Below are 17,011 nucleotides of genomic sequence, written 5' to 3'. Positions count from 1 at the left end.
GCGCGTCAGCGCCCCAGGTCCGCCTCCGCCTTCGCCACCTCGCGCTTCACCCGCAGGAACGTATCGGGCGTCACCGAGATCGTGTCGATGCCCTCCTCGACGAGGAAGCGGGCGAAGTCCGGGTGGTCGCTCGGCGCCTGGCCGCAGATGCCGGTATGGGTGCCGCTCTTCTTCGCCGCCGCGAGGAGGTCGGCGATGAAGCTCTTCACCGCCTCGTGGCGCTCGTCGAAGAGGGTGGCGAGACGGTCCGAGTCGCGGTCGACGCCGAGCACGAGCTGGGTGAGGTCGTTCGAGCCGATGGAGAAGCCGTCGAAGCGCTCCGCGAAGCGGTGCGCCAGGCGCACGTTCGAGGGCAGCTCGGCCATGACGTAGACCTCGAGGCCGTTCTCGCCGCGGTGCAGGCCGTTCTTCGCCATCTCCTCGAGCACCTTGTCCGCCTCCTCCGGCGTGCGGCAGAAGGGGATCATCATGACGATGTTCGTCATGCCGATCTCGTCGCGCGCGCGCTTCACCGCCCGGCACTCGAGGGCGAAGCCCTCGCGGTAGTCGGGGTGGTAGTAGCGGCTCGCCCCGCGCCAGCCGATCATCGGGTTCTCTTCCTTCGGCTCGAACCCCCGGCCGCCGAGCAGCTCCGCGTACTCGTTCGTCTTGAAGTCGCTCATGCGCAGCACGACCGGCTTCGGATAGTGAGCCGCCGCGATGCGGGCGACACCGCGGGCGAGCACGTCGACGAAGAACTCCTCGCGAGAGGGATAGCCGCGGGTGAGCTCGTCGATCTCCCGGCGGACCGCCGCATCCTCCACCCGGTCGTAGCGCACGAGCGCCATCGGGTGGACCTTGATGTGGTTGGAGACGATGAACTCCATCCGCGCGAGCCCGACCCCGTCCGTCGGCAGGCGCCACCAGCGGAAGGCGGCGGACGGGTTGGCGAGGTTGATCATCACCTTGGTCTTGGTGGCCGGGATCTCGGAGAGATCGGTCTCCTCCACCGCGAAATCGGCGATCCCCTCGTAGACGCGACCCTCGTCGCCCTCCGCGCAGGAGACCGTGATCTCCATGCCGTTCTCGAGCACCTGCGTGCCGATCTCGGTGCCGACGATGGCGGGAAGCCCCAGCTCGCGCGAGACGATGGCGGCGTGGCTCGTGCGCCCGCCGTGGTCGGTGACGATAGCCGCCGCCTTCTTCATGATCGGCACCCAGTCCGGGTCCGTCATGGTGGTGACGAGCACGGCGCCCGGCTCGAACTTCTCGATGTCCTCGGGCGTGTCGAGCTTGCAGACGCGGCCCGCGCCGATGGCGTCGCCGACGGAGAGGCCCTTCACCAGGAGCTTCCCCTTGCTCTTCAGCGCATAGGACTTGAGCTGCCCCGCCTCGCGACGGGACTGCACCGTCTCCGGCCGCGCCTGCACGATGAAGAGCTCGCCCGTCTCGCCGTCCTTCGCCCATTCCATGTCCATGGGCTGGCCGTAGTGTTTCTCGATCGCCGCCGCCCAGCGGGCGAGCTGCATCACCTCCGCGTCGTCGAGGGTGAAGCGCCGGCGCTCGTCCTCGGAGGTGTCGACCGTGCGCGTCGGGAACTTCGCGCCGGGCGCGGAGAACACCATCTTGCGGCTCTTGGCGCCGCGCGCCTTCTCGACGATCGGCGTCAGGCCCTCCTCGTCGAGCAGCGGCTTGAAGACCTGGAACTCGTCCGGCTCGACGATGCCCTGCACCACGGTCTCGCCGAGCCCCCAGGCGCCGGTGATCAGCACCGAGCGGTCGAAGCCGGTCTCGGTGTCGATGGAGAACATCACGCCGGAGGAGGCGATGTCCGAGCGCACCATGCGCTGGACGCCGACGGAGAGCGCGACCTTCATGTGGTCGAAGCCGTGGTTCTCGCGGTAGGCGATGGCGCGGTCCGTGAAGAGCGAGGCGTAGCAGCGCCGGCAGGCGTCGAGCAGCGCGTTGTTGCCCTCGATGTTGAGGAAGGTCTCGAGCTGCCCGGCGAAGCTCGCCTCCGGCAGGTCCTCCGCGGTGGCCGAGGAGCGCACCGCGACCTTCGCCTTCCGGCCGCCTTCCGTCATCCCGGCGTAGGAGGCGAGGATCGCGTCGCGCAGGTCGTCGGGGAAGTGCGCCTCGAGCAGGAGCCCCCGCACCCGCTCGCCGACGGCGTGGAGGTTCGAGAGATCCTGCTTCAGCCCGCCGATGGCCTCGGTGATCGCCGGCCCGAGATCGTTCGCCTCGACGTAGCGCCAGTAGGCGGCGGCGGTCGTGGCGAAGCCGCCGGGCACCCGGATGCCCTGGGAGGCGAGATTGCCGATCATCTCGCCCAGCGATGAGTTCTTCCCGCCGACGAGCGCGCCCTCGCCTCGGGTCAGGTCCGAGAGGGGCAGTACCAGTTCCTTGTCCTTGCTCATCCGGGGTCTCCCTGTGGGGTCTTCTCGGCCGGCGTGCGTCCCTCGACGGCACGGGCCTGTTGCACTTCGCGGACCGGGACGGCGACGTCCGGCCGGCTCTCCCGGACGAGCCCGAAGGTGAAGCTCTGGCCGGGGCTGATTTCGCGGGCGTGCCCGCGATAGGCGATCGACACGGGCGGGGCCGACATCGTGCGGCTCGAGACCGTGAGCGTGTCCTGCGTGATCGCGAGATCGAGGATCTGGCGGCGGAAGCGCACCGTCGTCTCGAGCCGCGTCACCTCCTCGGGCAGGCGCGGGTCGAGCACGAGCGTGCTCGCCCGCATGCCGATCCCTGTGTAGCAACGCTGGAGCAGGTCGACGGTGCCCGCCATCGCGCCGAGATGGATGCCCTCCTGCGTCGTCCCGCCCTGGACGTCGGCGATGTCCGAGTCGAGCGCCTTCAGCGCGAGCCGCCAGGAGGCCTTGCGGTCGGAGCGGGCGAGCACCCAGGCGTGGGTGACGAAGGACAGGGTCGAGCCGTGCGAGACCCGCGCGAGGTAGTAGTCGATCGTATCGACGATCTGCCGGGACGAGAAGGCGTAGCCCAGCCGGTCGAGGATCTCGCGGATCTCCTCGCGGCTGAACAGGTAGAAGATCATCAGCACGTCGGCCTGCTTGGAGACCTTGTAGGCGTTCGGGTCCTCGCCCTCGGCCTCGAGGATGCGGTCGAGGCGCTGCAGGTTGGGGTACTTCTCCCGGTAGCGCTCCCAGTCGAACTCCTTCAGCGCGCCGTAGCCGTCGAACTGCGAGATGACGCCGTCGTGGAAGGGGATGACGAGGCCGCGCGAGATCGCGTCCCAGCGGGCGATCTCCTCGTGCGAAATGGCGAGCTTCTCGCACAGCCGTCGGCAATTGTCCTCCGGCAGCAGGTCGAAGACGTCGCTCGCGCGGGCGAGCAGCCAGGCCACCATGAAGTTCGTGTAGGCGTTGTCGTCGAGCCCGCCCTCGGTGGTGGCGTCGCGGCCGGGATAGCCGTCGTGGAACTCGTCGGGCCCCATCACGCCACGAATGGAGAAGCGGCCGTCCTCGCGCCGCTCGGCGAGGCTCGACCAGAAGCGGGCGATCTCGAGGAACAGCTCCGCGCCGTAGTCGCGCAGGAACTCGCGATCGTCGGTTGCCTCGTAATATTGCCAGACGTTGTAGGCGACCGCCGCGCCGATGTGGCGCTGGCGGTAGGAATTGTCCGGCAGCCAGCGGCCGGACATCGGGTTGAGGTGGACCGTCTGCGTCTCCTCGCGCCCGTTCGAGCCGCTCATCCAGGGGAACATCGCGCCCGCCAGCCCCTCCGCGCGGGCGGCGCGGCGCGCCTCGTCGAGGCGGCGGTGGCGGTAGCGCAGCAGCGCACGGGTGAGCACCGGCAGGCGCAGAGTCAGGAACGGGAAGATGAACAGCTCGTCCCACATGATGTGGCCGCGATAGGCCTCGCCGTGCCAGCCGCGCGGCGGGATGCCGACGTCGAGATCGACGGAATGCGGCGAGGCCGTCTGCAGCAGGTGGAAGACGTGCAGCCTGAGCTTGAGCTGGGCGCCACCGTTCTGCGGGCTCTCGATGCGGATGTCCGCCTGCTCCCAGAGATGCCGCCAGGCGCGCGCGTGCGCCTCCCGGGCGGACTCGAAGGAGGGGACCCGGGTGACGCGTCGGCAGGCCTCGTGCAGCGGCTCCGCGATGGCATGATCGTGGGAATTGAAATAGGCGGCGATCTTCTCGACACGCACGGAGCGCCCCGCCTCGACGGCGATCTCGAGCTCCTGCCACGCGGACGTGGCCAGCGCCTCCTTGCGCTCCGAGAGGAGGCGCGCGCCGTGCGTCTCCACCACGAGCCGCTGGGCGAGCGCCACCTCGCGGCGCGCCTGGACGAAGCGGGTACGCAGCGCGACCATGCCGTCGTCGCAGCAGGTCGTCTCGGGCGGGGCGAGGTGGCGCCCGTCGAGCGCGCGGTAGCGCTTCACCCCCCAGTTGGTGACGCCGCCGTCGACGCCGGCGCGCAGGCCGAGCCGGCCGGACCAGTTCTCCGGCGTCAGCGTGACCGCCAGCGCGCAGACGTGCGGATCGTCCATCGAGACGAGGCGCTCCTCCTCCCAGCGCGTGATCCGCCCGGCCGCATCGCGAATGCGGAAGCTGCGCCGCAGGAGCCCGTCCTGCAGCGACAGGTCCTGGCGGTAATCGAGCCGCTCGTAATCGCCGGCCCGGAGCCAGGGGCTGTCCTCGGCGCGCACGTGCAGCGGCAGCCAGTTCGGCAGGTTGACCAGGTCCTCGTTCTCGACGTCGTGGTCGCCGACGCGGGTGGTCAGCCGGTCGTAGCCGCCGGCGAGGTAGGTGCCGGGATAGTGCACGTCGTCGGCGCGCGCGTCCGCCGCGGCCGCGCGGGACACGACATAGCCGTTGCCGAGCGCGCAGAGCACCTCCCGCAGGCCTTCGGCAGCGGGATCGAAGCCGTCGTATCCGAGAATCCAGTCGCCGGTCATGCGCTCCCTCGCGTCGTCACCGCGGTTCCTTCGGGGTCCCGCCGCAGCGCCGAGCTCGGCTCGGCCCGTGCGCGGCGGTGTCGGACGTGGCGCACAATAGCGCGCGAAACGCGCCTGTAGCTCCGGCCGGACCCGATCGGGGTTGCTACGGAGGTCGGATTACGATCCGAATTCGAGGTTTTCACCCACCGCGATCGCCACCACCCGCGCTGCGGCGATCGCCTCCGCGTCGCGGGCGGCGTCACGCGCGCCGCGTCATCGAAGTGGAACCCCGCGCCGGCTCGGCCATTGGCTCCGCACACGCGCGGGGAGAGGATGCGACCATGGCCAGGCGGGATGCGATCGACGATGGAGCGGCGCGCGCCGCGCCGAAGCGCCGCGATCTCCTCAAGGGCCTCGCGCTGGCACCCGCGGCCGCCGCCGGCGCGGTTCTCGACGGGGGCGCGCCGGCGCAGGCGCTGACCGCGCCGATCGAGAACCGCGAGCCGCGGTACCGCGAGACCGAGCACGTCCTCACCTACTACCGCACCAACGCGCGCTGAGGAGGGCTGCCGGAATGCTGATGCGCAAGCGCGATCGTCGGGAGCGCGGCCGGGCCGCGCCGCTCGCGGGAACCGAGCGCCGCGCGCTCGACCGCCGCGACTTCCTCAAGGCCTCCGGCCTCTCCGCCGTCGGCATCGGCGCGCTCGCGGCCCTGCCGCGCGACGGCCTCGTGCGCCGCGCGCAGGCGGCGACGGAGATCCCCGACGGCCCCCCGATAGAGATCCGGAAGTCGATCTGCACGCACTGCTCCGTCGGCTGCACCGTGCGCGCCGAGGTCCAGAACGGCGTCTGGGTCGGCCAGGAGCCCGCCTTCGAGAGCCCGATCAATCTCGGGACGCACTGCGCCAAGGGCGCCTCGGTGCGCGAGATCGGCCACGGCGACCGGCGCATCAAGTACCCGCTGAAGCGCACCGGTGGTCAGTGGGTGCGGGTCTCCTGGGAGCAGGCGATCGAGGAGATCGGCGACAAGCTCCTCGCCATCCGCGACGAGAGCGGCCCCGACAGCGTGTTCTGGCTCGGCTCCGCCAAGTTCTCCAACGAGAACGCCTACCTCTTCCGCAAGCTCGCGGCCTTCTGGGGCACGAACTCCGTCGACCACCAGGCCCGCATCTGCCACTCGACCACGGTCGCCGGCGTCGCCAACTCCGTCGGCTACGGGGCGATGACGAACTCCTTCAACGACATCACGAACTCCAAGTGCATCATGATCATGGGCGGCAACCCGGCCGAGGCCCATCCGATCTCGATGCAGCACATCCTGCTCGGCAAGGAGCGCAACCGCGCGCGGATGATCGTGGTGGACCCGCGCTTCACCCGCACCGCCGCGCACGCCACCGACTACGTGCGCCTGCGCCCGGGCACCGACATCCCCGTCATCTGGGGCGTGCTCTGGCACATCTTCGAGAACGGCTGGGAGGACGCGGAGTACATCCGTACCCGCGTCTACGGCATGGACGAGGTCCGCGCCGAGGTCGCCCGCTGGACGCCCGAGGAGGTCGAGCGCGTCTCGGGCGTTCCGGGCGAGCAATTGCGCCACATCGCCTGGCTGATGTCCCACGAGAAGCCCTCGACGCTGATCTGGTGCATGGGCGCGACGCAGAAGACGGTGGGGACCGCCAACGTGCGCGCCTACACGATCCTGCAGCTCGCGCTCGGCAACATCGGCGTCGCCGGCGGGGGCGCGAACATCTTCCGCGGGCATTCCAACGTCCAGGGCGCGACCGACCTCGGCTTGGACGTGACGACGCTGCCCGCCTATTACGGCCTGCAGGAGAGCTCCTGGCGGCACTGGTGCCGCGTCTGGGACGTCGACTACGACTGGATGGTCTCGCGCTTCTATTCCAAGGAGCTGATGGAGACCAAGGGCATCCCGACGACGCGCTGGTTCGACGCGGTGAACTACCCCGCCGAGGACGTGCAGCAGCCCGGAAAGGTGCGGGGCATGATGGTGTTCGGCCACGGCGGCAATACCGTGGTGCGCATGCCGGAAGCGGTGGAGGGCATCGACAACCTCGACCTCCTCGTCGTCTGCGACCCGCATCCGACCACCTTCGCCGTGCTCGGCTCGCGCCAGGAGAACACCTACCTCCTGCCGGCGGCGACCCAGTTCGAGATCCGCGGCACCCGCACCGCCTCGAACCGCTCCCTGCAATGGGCCGACGAGGTGATCCCGCCGATCTTCGAATCGAAGGGCGACCACGAGACGATGTACCATCTCGCCACGAAGCTCGGCTTCGCTGAGGAGATGTTCAAGCACATCGCCATCGAGGAAGGCGGCATTCCCTCGATCGAGGACATCCTGCGCGAGATCAACCGCGGCACCTGGTCGATCGGCTATACCGGCCAGTCCCCCGAGCGGCTCAAGCAGCACATGGAGTACCAGCACCTGTTCGACCCGGAGACGCTGCGGGCGAGCGAGGGGCCGGTCGCCGGCGAGGTCTACGGCCTGCCCTGGCCCTGCTGGGGCCCGCCGGAGCAGAAGCATCCCGGCACGCCGATCCTCTACGACCTGAGCGTTCCCGTGGCCCAGGGCGGCGGCGGCTTCCGCGCCCGCTTCGGCGTCGAGCGCGAGGGCGTGCCGCTGCTGGCGGAGGGCGTCTCGACGCCCGGCTCGGACCTCGAGGACGGCTATCCCGAGTTCACCATGGCGGTGCTCCAGCGGCTGGGCTGGGACGGCGAGCTCACCGAGACCGAGCGCGCCGTGATCGAGCGCATCGGCGGCGACAAGGTCGAGGAGGTCTCCTGGACCACCGACCTCTCCGGCGGCATCCAGCGCGTCGCCATCGCCCACGGCTGCTCCCCCTACGGCAATTCCAAGGCCCGCGCGCTCGCCTGGAACCTGCCCGACCCGGTGCCGATGCACCACGAGCCGATCTATACGCCGCGCACCGACCTCCTGGCCGAGTACCCGACGCTGCCGGACCGGGTGGACTTCCGCCTGCCGACGATCAACCTCACCGTCCAGATGCGGGCGGCGGAGCTCGGGATCGCGCGGGACTACCCGTTCATCCTCACCTCCGGGCGGCTCGTCGAGTACGAGGGCGGCGGCGAGGAGACGCGCTCGAACAAGTGGCTCGCGGAACTCCAGCAGGAGGCCTTCATCGAGATCAACCCGGCCGACGCGTCGCGGCTCGGCATCGAGAACGGGCGCTTGGTCTGGATGCACGGGCCGGAGAACCAGGCGCGGATCATCGCCCGCGCCATGGTGACCGAGCGCGTGTCCGAGGGCGTGCTGTTCATGCCCTTCCATTTCGGCGGCATCTACATGGGCGACGACCTGCGGGCGCAGTACCCGTCCGGCACCGACCCGATCGTGCTCGGCGAGAGCGTCAACACCGTCACCACCTACGGCTACGACCCCGTCACCGCGATGCAGGAGACGAAGGTCACGCTCGCCCGCATCGTCCCGGCTTGAGGAGAGGCGCCCCATGGCCCGCATGAAGTTCATCTGCGACGCCGAGCGCTGCATCGAGTGCAATGCCTGCGTCTCCGTGTGCAAGAACGAGCACGAGGTGCCCTGGGGCATGACCCGGCGGCGCGTCGTCACCCTGGACGACGGCCGTCCCGGCGAGGCCTCGATCTCGATGGCCTGCATGCACTGCACCGACGCGCCCTGCGCCAGCGTCTGCCCGGTGGACTGCTTCCTGCAGACCTACGACGGCATCGTGCTGCACTCGAAGGAGGTCTGCATCGGCTGCGGCTACTGCTTCTACGCCTGCCCCTTCGGCGCGCCGCAATACCCCAGGACCACCGCCTTCGGATCGCGGGGCAAGATGGACAAGTGCACCTATTGCGCCGGCGGGCCCGAGGACGGCACCAACGAGCCGGAGAGCTTCGCCGTCTACGGCCGCAACCGGCTCGCCGAGGGCAAGCTGCCGATCTGCGCGGAAGTCTGCTCGACGAAGGCGCTCCTCGCCGGCGACGGCGAGATCATCGCAGAGATCTACCGCGAACGGGTGCTGCGCCGCGGCTACGGCTCCGCCGCCTGGGGCTGGGCGACCGCCTACCAGGACAGCCCGACCGTGCTCTCGCAGGGCAGCGGCGAATGGCCGCCGGCCATGGCCACCGAGTCGATGAGGACGCCATGAGACGCATGCCCGCCCGCGCCGGCACCTCGGCGCTCGCCCGCCTGCTCGGCATGCTCGCGCTCGTCGCGCTCGTGACCGTGCCGGAGCTGGCCACGGCGCAGGAGAGCGAGCCGCAGCCGGAGGCCTTCCCCGCCGAGCGCGGCGTCTACCTGAACCCCGAGCGCGCCCCCACCGCCGATCTCGACACGCTGCTGCGCACGCTCAGCGACCGCGAGATGCCCGACGAGCGGCTGGACGGCTTCACCTACTGGCAGAACCCGGCGCTCGGCTTCGTCACCGCCCCGGACAACCGTGTCTGGCGGGACTTTCGCACCTACTGGACGAAGTGGATCCACGGCATCCTGATCGTCCTCGCCGCCGCGGCGGTGCTCGGCCTCTTCTTCTGGCGGGGATCGCAGGGCTACGAGCGCGATCCGCGGGGCCGGCGCGTGCCGCGCTTCCGGTTTCTCGACCGCGTCGTGCACTGGACGACGGCGATCTCCTTCGTGCTCCTCGCGCTCACGGGCCTCAACTTCGTCTTCGGCCGGCAGCTGATCCAGCCTTGGGCGGGCGATGCGGCCTTCGGCGCGCTCTCGCAGGGCGCGCTCGTGCTCCACAACCAGGTCGGCTTCGCCTTCCTCATCGGCATCGTGGCGATGGCGGGGCTGTGGGTGCAGGACAACCTCTTCAACCGGGTCGACCGGGAGTGGCTGCGCCAGGCCGGGGGCCTGCCGTCCGGCCGGCACGTGCCGGCGGAGAAGTTCAATGCCGGCCAGAAGCTGATCTTCTGGATCGCCGTCCTGGGCGGTCTCGCCATGGGGACCTCCGGCATCCTGCTGATGCTCCCGATCTCGACGATCGGCATGGGCTGGATGCAGGTCCTGCACGGCGGGCACACGATCGTCGCGGCGCTGATGATCGCGACCATCATCGGCCACGCCTATCTCGGCTCGGTGGGCGTCAGCGGCTCCTTCGACGCCATGTGGAAGGGCGACGTGGACCGGCAGTGGGCGGCGACCCATCACCCGCTCTGGATCGAGCGGCTCGAGCGCGACCGCGGAACCGGCGCCGACGCCGAGCCGGAGGCACCGCGCGCCGAGCCGGCGGAATAGGGGGAGAACGGCCGATGAAAGCGTTCCTCGCATCCTGCGGCGTCGTGCTGGTGATCGCGCTCGTTTCCTGGGGCGTGCTGGCCGGGCTCCTGTCCCAGAGCGCGGCCGAGGCCTACTCGGCCGAGCGCTCCGTACGGGTGAAGCCGGAGGCCTGGCCGGATCCGGACGGGCTCCTCGGCCACGTCCGCGATCCCGTCGGCGGCATCGAGGCCGGGCGCTCCCCCGCGGGGGACTGATCCCCGGGGCCCGAGCGGCGGGGACCGGTCCCCTCAGTCGGCCTGGCTCAGTCGGCCTGGCGCGGCAGGGGACGGCGGCGGTTCCCGGGAGCGGCCTCGCCGGGATCGGCGTCGTCGTGGGCCTCGTCGATCAGCTCCTGCAGCTCGTCGGTGCTCTCGCCGGGAAGATCGTTGGGCGGCGTGCGCCCGAGATCCGTAATCTCCGGCGGCAGGCTCTCGAGCACCGAGCCGGCGTCGATCCAGGGAATGTCGCGATCCCAGTCCGGCTGCTGCGCGGGTGCCGGCGTGATGCCGAGCGCGAACGCCAGGCTCGCTGCGGCCGCGATCGAGACGAGCTTGAACGGCATCCGGACCTCCCATCCGGGTCGCGAATCTCGACGGCCCGTGAGCGGCAAACCGGGCGAGGCCTTCGCGGTTCCGCGGCCGCCTCGGCGGCGCCCACCTAGCCCTCGGCCCGGGACCGGCCGAGCGCCTCGGAGCCCGCGCACAAGGCGCGGACGAGGTCGGGTGCGACGAACCGCTCGAGAGTCTCCTGGGCCGTCCGCCAGGCCGGGAGCGCCGCCTCCAGCCGGCGCGCGCCCTCTTCCGTCAGCCAGACCGCACGGCGGCGCAGATCCGCCTCGACCGAGGCGATCTCGACCAGGCCCGCCCGCTCCAGAACGCGCAGGTTTCTCGACAGCGTCGACTGGTCGACGCCCAAGCGTCGCGCGAGCGCGCCGAGCCGATCGTCGTCCGCCGCGGCGAGATGGGCCATCAGGCTCACCTGCGCGAAGCTGAGCCCGCAGCCGCTCAGCGCCTCGTCGAGGAACTGCGTGACGCGGCGCGCGGCCGAGCGCGTCCGCACGCCCGTGCAGCGATCGAGCAGGCTCGCCGCATCCGACCGCAGGGTTCGAGGCTTGATCGGCGTCTTCATTCCTTGTACCTACCTTATTTGCATGTACATGTAAATTGTCTTCGCCCGAGGAGGGCGCTCATGAGCTCGAACACGCACGGCCTGCTCGACTGCGTTGGGAACACGCCGCTCCTCCCCTTGAGGCGCATCGTGCCCGCGAACGGCGCGCGAATCCTCGTCAAGCTCGAGAGCGCCAACCCGACGGGCAGCATGAAGGACCGGATGGCGCTCGCCATCGTCGACGCGGCCGAGCGCGACGGGCGGCTTCGTCCGGGCGCACCGGTCGTGGAGTACACGGGCGGAAGCACCGGCGTCTCGCTCGCGCTCGTCTGCGCCGTGAAAGGGCATCCACTCCACATCGTCAGCTCCGATGCGTTCGCCCGCGAGAAGCTCGACCACATGCGGCTCCTCGGCGCCGATCTCGACGTGCTCGCGAGCGAGGGCGGTCGCATGACCGAAAGCCTGACCCGCCGCATGATCGCGGCCGCAGGGGCGACGGCCGATCGAACGGGCGCGTTCTGGGTCGATCAGATGAACAACGCGGATCAGCTCGCGGCCTATGCGGCCCTGGCGGACGAGCTCCTGGTCCAGAGCGGCGGGGAGATCGACGGGTTCGTCCAGAGCGTCGGCACGGCGGCGTCGCTGCGCGGGGTCGCGACGCGCCTGCGCGAGCGGACCGCGAGCGTGCGGATCGTCGCCGTCGAGCCGGCCGAATCGGCGGTCCTTTCCGGCGGTGCGCCGGGCGGCCACAAGATCGACGGCATCGGCGCCGGCTACGTCGTCCCGCTCTGGCGGGACGGGATCGCCGACGGCATCGAGCGCGTCTCGACGGAGGAGGCGCGCGCCATGGCCCTTCGGCTGGCGAGGGAGGAGGGGCTCTTCGCCGGGCTCTCGACCGGATGCAACGTCATCGCCGCATTACGCCTGGCCGAGCGGATGGGACCTCGGTCGACGGTCGCCACGATCATGTGCGACACCGGCATGAAGTACCTCGGCTCGCTCGGCGGCCGGGCGTGAGCACGCGACGGCTCGGCCGGGGCGACTCGGCAGGGGCGGCCCGGGTGGGGCGAAATGGCTGGGGCGAAATGGCTGGGGCGGCAGGATTCGAACCTGCGTATGGCGGTACCAAAAACCGCTGCCTTACCGCTTGGCGACGCCCCAATCCGGCGGGTGGACCCGCGGCGGACGCGGACCATAGTGCGCTCGCACGCGCGAGGCAACGTGTTTCGGCGTGGCGACGACGGGCGGCGGAAATCGTCCGCGACGCTCGAAACAGCGCTTGCGCCCGGCGATCCCGCCCGCTATATCCGCGTCCTCACCAGGGTATCGGAGTGTAGCGCAGCCTGGTAGCGCACCTCGTTCGGGACGAGGGGGTCGCAGGTTCGAATCCTGCCACTCCGACCAACTCCTCCGATTATCGGCACGACGCCTTCGGCCATCGGCTCTGCCGTATCCGGAGCGTCGGTGTGAGACGGGTCGCCGAGGCGCGGATGACCGACGATCTCCTCCCCGGCTTCGCCACGCACCGCATCGAGACCGAGCCCGGCATCGCGATGAACGTGCGGACCGCCGGCTCCGGCCCGCCCGTCCTGCTGCTGCACGGCCACCCGCAGACCTCCGCCACCTGGTACCGCATCGCGCCCGCCCTGGCGGAGCGCTTCACGGTCGTCGCCAGCGACCTGCGCGGCTACGGCGACAGCGCCAAGCCGCCGTCGACCCCCGACCACGCGCCCTATTCCAAGCGGGCGATGGCGCGCGACCAGGTGGCCGTGATGCGCACGATGGGGCACGCCCGCTTCGCCGTCGTGGGCCACGACCGCGGCGGGCGCGTGGCGCATCGCATGGCGCTCGACCATCCGGATGCCGTCGCGCGTCTCGCCGTCCTCGACATCGCGCCCACCCTGACGATGTACGAGCGCACGGACCGCACCTTCGCCACGCGGTACTTCTGGTGGTTCTTCCTGATCCAGCCGCATCCGCTCCCCGAGCGGATGATCGGCGCCGATCCCGCGTTCTACCTGCGCCACCATCTCGCCGGCCAGAGCCGCACGCCGGGCGTGCCCGAGGAGCGGCTCGTCGCCGAGTACCTGCGCTGCTACGACGACCCCGCCGGCATCCACGCCATCTGCGAGGACTATCGCGCCGCCGCGACGATCGACCTCGATCACGACCGCGCCGACGTCGCGGCGGGACGGCGCGTCGCGGCCCCGCTCCTGGCGCTGTGGGGCGCGCAGGGAACGGTCGGCGCGCTCTACGACGTGCTCGCCACCTGGCGCGAGCGCGCCGAGGACGTCCGCGGCGGCGCGCTGCCCTGCGGCCACCTCCTCCAGGAGGAAGCGCCGGACGCGCTGCTCGCGGCGCTCGTGCCTTTCCTCGCCGAGCCGTAGCGCCGGCCAAATCCCTTGCGCGAGACGTGTTGACGAGCGCTGGGTCTTTACGCAAGCTGTGTCAATTGGACGCGACAGACGGGGACGTTCCCCGCGCGCGGGAAGAGGCTGCCATGGACGACCCGAGACGGGCGACGCGCGCGGAGGGCGTGCGCCGGGAGACGACGATCCACGTGCGCGCGCCCGCGCGGACCCGGGACCTGATCGACCAGGCCGCCTCGTCGCTCGGCAAGACGCGCTCGGAGTTCATCCTGGAGAGTGCCCGCGCCCGTGCCGTCGACGTCCTGCTGGACGAGCGGCTGTTCGCGCTGGACGAGGCCCGGCACACCACGTTCCTCGAGGCGCTCGACACGCCGCCTGCGGCACACCCGCGCCTGCAGGCGCTGATGCGCCGGCGCCCGGCCTGGGAGCCGTGAGATGCACAAGACCGTCGCCGACGGCCTCCTCGCCGCTCCCCTCTCGGCGCCCGGGCGGCTGACACCGGATTGCGACGTCGGCGCCTTCGCCTGCGGCGACCCCGTGCTCGACGGCTGGATCCGCCGGCGGGCGTTGCGGCGCGACGCGCGAGGCGCGCGCACCTACGCGGTCTGCGCCGAGCGGCGGGTCGCGGGCTTCTTCTGCCTCGCGGCCGGTCTCGTCGTCGCCCCGGAGCGGCCGGGCCGAGGCGCGCTGCACCGGCACGCGGAGCCCCGCGACGCGCCGATCCCCGTGGCGATCCTGCGCCGGCTCGCCGTCGATTCGCCCTGGCAGGGCCGCGGGCTCGGCGCCGACCTCCTGATGGACGCGCTCCAGCGCGTCGTCGCGACCGGCGCCGAGCTCGGCATCCGCGCCGTTCTCGCCCGCGCCGTGGAGGACCGCGCCCGCGCCTTCTACGCCGCCTTCGGCTTCATGCGCCTCGCGGACGGCGACGCGGAGACGATGCTGATGCCGGTGGAGACGGCCGAGGGGGCGCTGAGGGGCGTGTGACGGTGCTCCCACGCTCCTCCCCCATCGGGGGAGGTGGATCGGCGCCGGAGGCGACGAGACGGAGGGGGTGCGCCGAAGGTGCGCTTCGGCAGAGCCGAAACCACCCGCGTCGAGCCGGGGGACCCCGCCCCGGATCCGCTGCGCGGATCGTCCCGGCCCCGAGGGGACGGGAGCGCGCGGAGCATTCCCGATCCGCCCGCGGCGCGCTAGAACGGCCGGGCCGCGCCTGCGCGCGGCTCCGATGTCCTGCGCCCCGAGTCTCCCCCATGGCCCGCACGCCGACCTCCTACGCCGACCTCGCCCCCGAGGCCCTCACCGCACGCCAGGCGAAGAAGGAGCACGCGCGGCTCGCCGAGGAGATCGCGGCCCACGACGTGCGCTATCACCAGGAGGACGCGCCCACCGTCTCCGACGCGGAGTACGACGCGCTGCGCCGGCGGCTTTCCGAGATCGAGCAGCGCTTCCCGGAGCTGATCGGCACCGCCGACGCTTCGGACTCGGTGGGCGCGAAGCCCGCGGAGAAATTCGCGAAGGTCCGCCACCGCGTGCCCATGCTCTCGCTCGACAACGCCTTCGCCGACGAGGAGGTGGGCGAGTTCGTGGGACGCGTGAAGCGCTTCCTCAACCTGGCAGAGACGCCCGTCTTCACCGCCGAGCCGAAGATCGACGGCCTCTCGCTGTCGCTGCGCTACGAGGACGGCAGGCTCGTCACCGCCGCGACCCGCGGCGACGGGACGGAGGGCGAGGACGTCACCGCCAACGCCCGCACGGTCGACGACATCCCCGCCGAGGTCCCCGAGCGCGGGGCGGTCGAGGTGCGCGGCGAGGTCTATCTCTCGCACGCCGACTTCGCGGCCATCAACGAGCGGCAGGCGGCCGCCGGCAAGCCGCTGTTCGCGAACCCGCGCAATGCCGCGGCGGGCTCCCTGCGCCAGCTGGATTCGCGCATCACCGCCGAGCGCCCGCTGAAGTTCTTCGCCTACGCCTGGGGTGCCATGCCCCCGCCCGCGCCGACGCAGTACGAGGCGGTGCGGCGCTTCGAGGCCTGGGGCTTTCGGACCAACCCCCTGATGGCGCGCTGCGACACCCTCGACGCCATGCTCGCGCACTACCGGCGCATCGCCGAGGAGCGGCCGAACCTCGGCTACGACATCGACGGCGTCGTCTACAAGGTCGACGACCTCGCGCTCCAGGAGCGGCTCGGCTACGTCTCGCGGGCACCGCGCTGGGCGCTCGCCCACAAGTTCCCGCCGCAGGAGGCGTTCACGGTCGTCGAGGCGATCGAGATCAACGTCGGCCGCACCGGCTCGCTCAACCCACTCGCGAAGCTCAGGCCCGTGACGGTGGGAGGCGTCGTCGTCTCGAACGCGACGCTGCACAACGAGGACTACATCAAGGGCATCGGCGGGAACGGCGAGCCGATCCGCGAGGGACGCGACATTCGCGTCGGCGACACGGTGAAGGTCTACCGCGCGGGCGACGTCATCCCCAAGGTGGTCGACGTCGTCATCGACAAGCGCCCGGCCGATGCCGCGCCATACGCTTTCCCGACCACCTGTCCCGCCTGCGGCAGCCACGCGGTGCGCGAGGTCAACCCGCGCACCGGCCGCGAGGACGCCGTGCGCCGCTGCACCGGCGGCCTGATCTGCCCGGCCCAGGCGGTGGAGCGCTTGAAGCACTTCGTCTCGCGCACCGCGATGGACATCGAGGGGTTGGGGGGAGAGCGGATCGAGGAGCTCTTCGAGGCCGACCTCGTGCGCACGCCCCAGCAGATCTTCACGCTCCAGGCGCGCAATTCCGAGCGGCTCGACCGGCTCGAGGCGCGCGAGGGCTGGGGAGCGACCAGCGTGCGCAACCTCTTCGCCGCCATCGACGCACGCCGGCAGCCGGACCTCGCCCGCTTCGTCTTCGCCCTCGGCATCCCGCACGTGGGCGAGACCGGCGGCAAGCTGCTGGCGCGCCACTTCCACACGTTCGAGGCGCTGCGCGACACCGCACGGCGCGCGGCGGACGGGGACGCGGGCGCCTACCAGGAGTTCATCGACATCGACGGCATCGGCGCCGTCGTGGCGGACGCGCTCGTGGAGTTCTTCCGCGAGACGCATAATGAAGAGATGCTCGACGCGCTGCTCGCCGAGGTCACGCCCCGCCCTGCGGAGGCGATCGCCGCGACCGACAGCCCCGTCGCCGGCAAGACCGTCGTCTTCACCGGCACGCTCGAGCAGATGACCCGCGACGAGGCCAAGGCCATGGCCGAGCGTCTCGGCGCGAAGGTCGCGGGCTCCGTCTCCGCCAAGACGGACATCGTCGTCGCCGGCCCGGGCGCCGGCTCGAAGCTGAAGAAGGCGCAAGAGCTCGGCTTGCAGGTGCTCGACGAGAACGGCTGGTTCGCGCTGGTCGGGCGGTGAG

13 protein-coding genes, 2 tRNA genes and 1 pseudogene are annotated in these 17,011 nt (G+C 71.2%); 11 read left to right on the top strand and 5 right to left on the bottom strand.

Annotated elements, in window-relative coordinates; translation table 11 throughout:
* Positions 1 to 5 precede the first annotated feature (5 nt).
* Together ppsA and G407_RS29400 are read right to left on the bottom strand one after the other, a co-directional pair.
* Positions 6 to 2,396 carry a phosphoenolpyruvate synthase gene (ppsA, locus tag G407_RS0122175; RefSeq protein WP_029032568.1) on the bottom strand — a complete coding sequence of 797 codons (2,391 nt, stop codon included), beginning with the start codon at positions 2,394 to 2,396 and terminating at the stop codon, positions 6 to 8.
* On the bottom strand, positions 2,393 to 4,900 hold the full coding sequence (locus G407_RS29400; protein WP_052341746.1) for a glycoside hydrolase family 65 protein: 2,508 nt from the start codon (positions 4,898 to 4,900) through the stop codon (positions 2,393 to 2,395). The genes ppsA and G407_RS29400 overlap by 4 nt, the downstream gene beginning before the upstream one ends.
* A gap of 323 nt (positions 4,901 to 5,223) precedes the next feature.
* On the opposite strand from G407_RS29400, the gene G407_RS0122165 reads away from it, so the two are divergent.
* From G407_RS0122165 to G407_RS0122145, 5 genes and pseudogenes are all read left to right on the top strand, one after another.
* Positions 5,224 to 5,442 carry a twin-arginine translocation signal domain-containing protein gene (locus G407_RS0122165; RefSeq protein ID WP_043540351.1) on the top strand — a complete coding sequence of 73 codons (219 nt, stop codon included), beginning with the start codon at positions 5,224 to 5,226 and terminating at the stop codon, positions 5,440 to 5,442.
* A 14-nt stretch (positions 5,443 to 5,456) separates the two neighbouring features.
* Entirely contained in the window at positions 5,457 to 8,357 is a 2,901-nt protein-coding gene (locus tag G407_RS0122160) for a formate dehydrogenase subunit alpha (protein WP_029032566.1), read from the top strand.
* A gap of 13 nt (positions 8,358 to 8,370) precedes the next feature.
* A pseudogene (gene fdh3B / locus G407_RS29395) lies at positions 8,371 to 8,958 on the top strand (formate dehydrogenase FDH3 subunit beta); the annotation flags it as partial.
* Positions 8,959 to 9,026: 68 nt separating this feature from the next.
* On the top strand, positions 9,027 to 10,121 hold the full coding sequence (locus G407_RS29390; protein WP_169728823.1) for a formate dehydrogenase subunit gamma: 1,095 nt from the start codon (positions 9,027 to 9,029) through the stop codon (positions 10,119 to 10,121).
* A gap of 14 nt (positions 10,122 to 10,135) precedes the next feature.
* On the top strand, positions 10,136 to 10,357 hold the full coding sequence (locus G407_RS0122145) for a hypothetical protein (RefSeq protein ID WP_029032565.1): 222 nt from the start codon (positions 10,136 to 10,138) through the stop codon (positions 10,355 to 10,357).
* 47 nt (positions 10,358 to 10,404) lie between these two features.
* Here G407_RS0122145 and G407_RS0122140 read toward each other — a convergent pair whose 3' ends face one another.
* The gene (locus G407_RS0122140; RefSeq protein WP_029032564.1) at positions 10,405 to 10,704 is read right to left on the bottom strand and encodes a hypothetical protein; all 300 of its coding nucleotides are present in this window, start codon (positions 10,702 to 10,704) and stop codon (positions 10,405 to 10,407) included.
* 95 nt (positions 10,705 to 10,799) lie between these two features.
* On the bottom strand, positions 10,800 to 11,270 hold the full coding sequence (locus tag G407_RS29385) for a MarR family winged helix-turn-helix transcriptional regulator (RefSeq protein WP_052341743.1): 471 nt from the start codon (positions 11,268 to 11,270) through the stop codon (positions 10,800 to 10,802).
* A gap of 60 nt (positions 11,271 to 11,330) precedes the next feature.
* On the opposite strand from G407_RS29385, the gene G407_RS0122130 reads away from it, so the two are divergent.
* Positions 11,331 to 12,266, top strand: coding sequence for a PLP-dependent cysteine synthase family protein (locus tag G407_RS0122130; RefSeq protein ID WP_029032563.1), 936 nt, complete (start codon positions 11,331 to 11,333; stop codon positions 12,264 to 12,266).
* 69 nt (positions 12,267 to 12,335) lie between these two features.
* On the opposite strand, the gene G407_RS0122125 is transcribed toward G407_RS0122130, so the two are convergent.
* A tRNA-Gln gene (locus G407_RS0122125) sits at positions 12,336 to 12,410 on the bottom strand.
* A gap of 166 nt (positions 12,411 to 12,576) precedes the next feature.
* Here G407_RS0122125 and G407_RS0122120 point away from each other — a divergent pair.
* The 5 genes from G407_RS0122120 (at position 12,577) to ligA (ending at position 17,010) form a co-directional block, all read left to right on the top strand.
* A tRNA-Pro gene (locus tag G407_RS0122120) sits at positions 12,577 to 12,653 on the top strand.
* 86 nt (positions 12,654 to 12,739) lie between these two features.
* Positions 12,740 to 13,636 (top strand): alpha/beta fold hydrolase, encoded by an 897-nt coding sequence (locus tag G407_RS0122115; RefSeq protein ID WP_029032562.1) that lies wholly within the window; start codon positions 12,740 to 12,742, stop codon positions 13,634 to 13,636.
* 113 nt (positions 13,637 to 13,749) lie between these two features.
* A complete protein-coding gene (locus tag G407_RS0122110; RefSeq protein WP_029032561.1) occupies positions 13,750 to 14,052 on the top strand; it encodes a type II toxin-antitoxin system TacA family antitoxin in 303 nt (100 codons plus the stop codon).
* 1 nt (position 14,053) lies between these two features.
* Positions 14,054 to 14,602: a GNAT family N-acetyltransferase gene (locus tag G407_RS0122105; protein WP_029032560.1), complete on the top strand. Its 549-nt coding sequence runs from the start codon at positions 14,054 to 14,056 to the stop codon at positions 14,600 to 14,602.
* 266 nt (positions 14,603 to 14,868) lie between these two features.
* A complete protein-coding gene (ligA, locus tag G407_RS0122100) occupies positions 14,869 to 17,010 on the top strand; it encodes an NAD-dependent DNA ligase LigA (RefSeq protein ID WP_029032559.1) in 2,142 nt (713 codons plus the stop codon).
* Position 17,011 lies beyond the last annotated feature (1 nt).

The organism is Salinarimonas rosea DSM 21201, assembly GCF_000429045.1.
Taxonomy (GTDB): domain Bacteria; phylum Pseudomonadota; class Alphaproteobacteria; order Rhizobiales; family Beijerinckiaceae; genus Salinarimonas; species Salinarimonas rosea.
The sequence above is the reverse complement of the archived record's forward strand: the minus strand, read 5'-3'. Positions and strand labels throughout refer to the sequence as shown.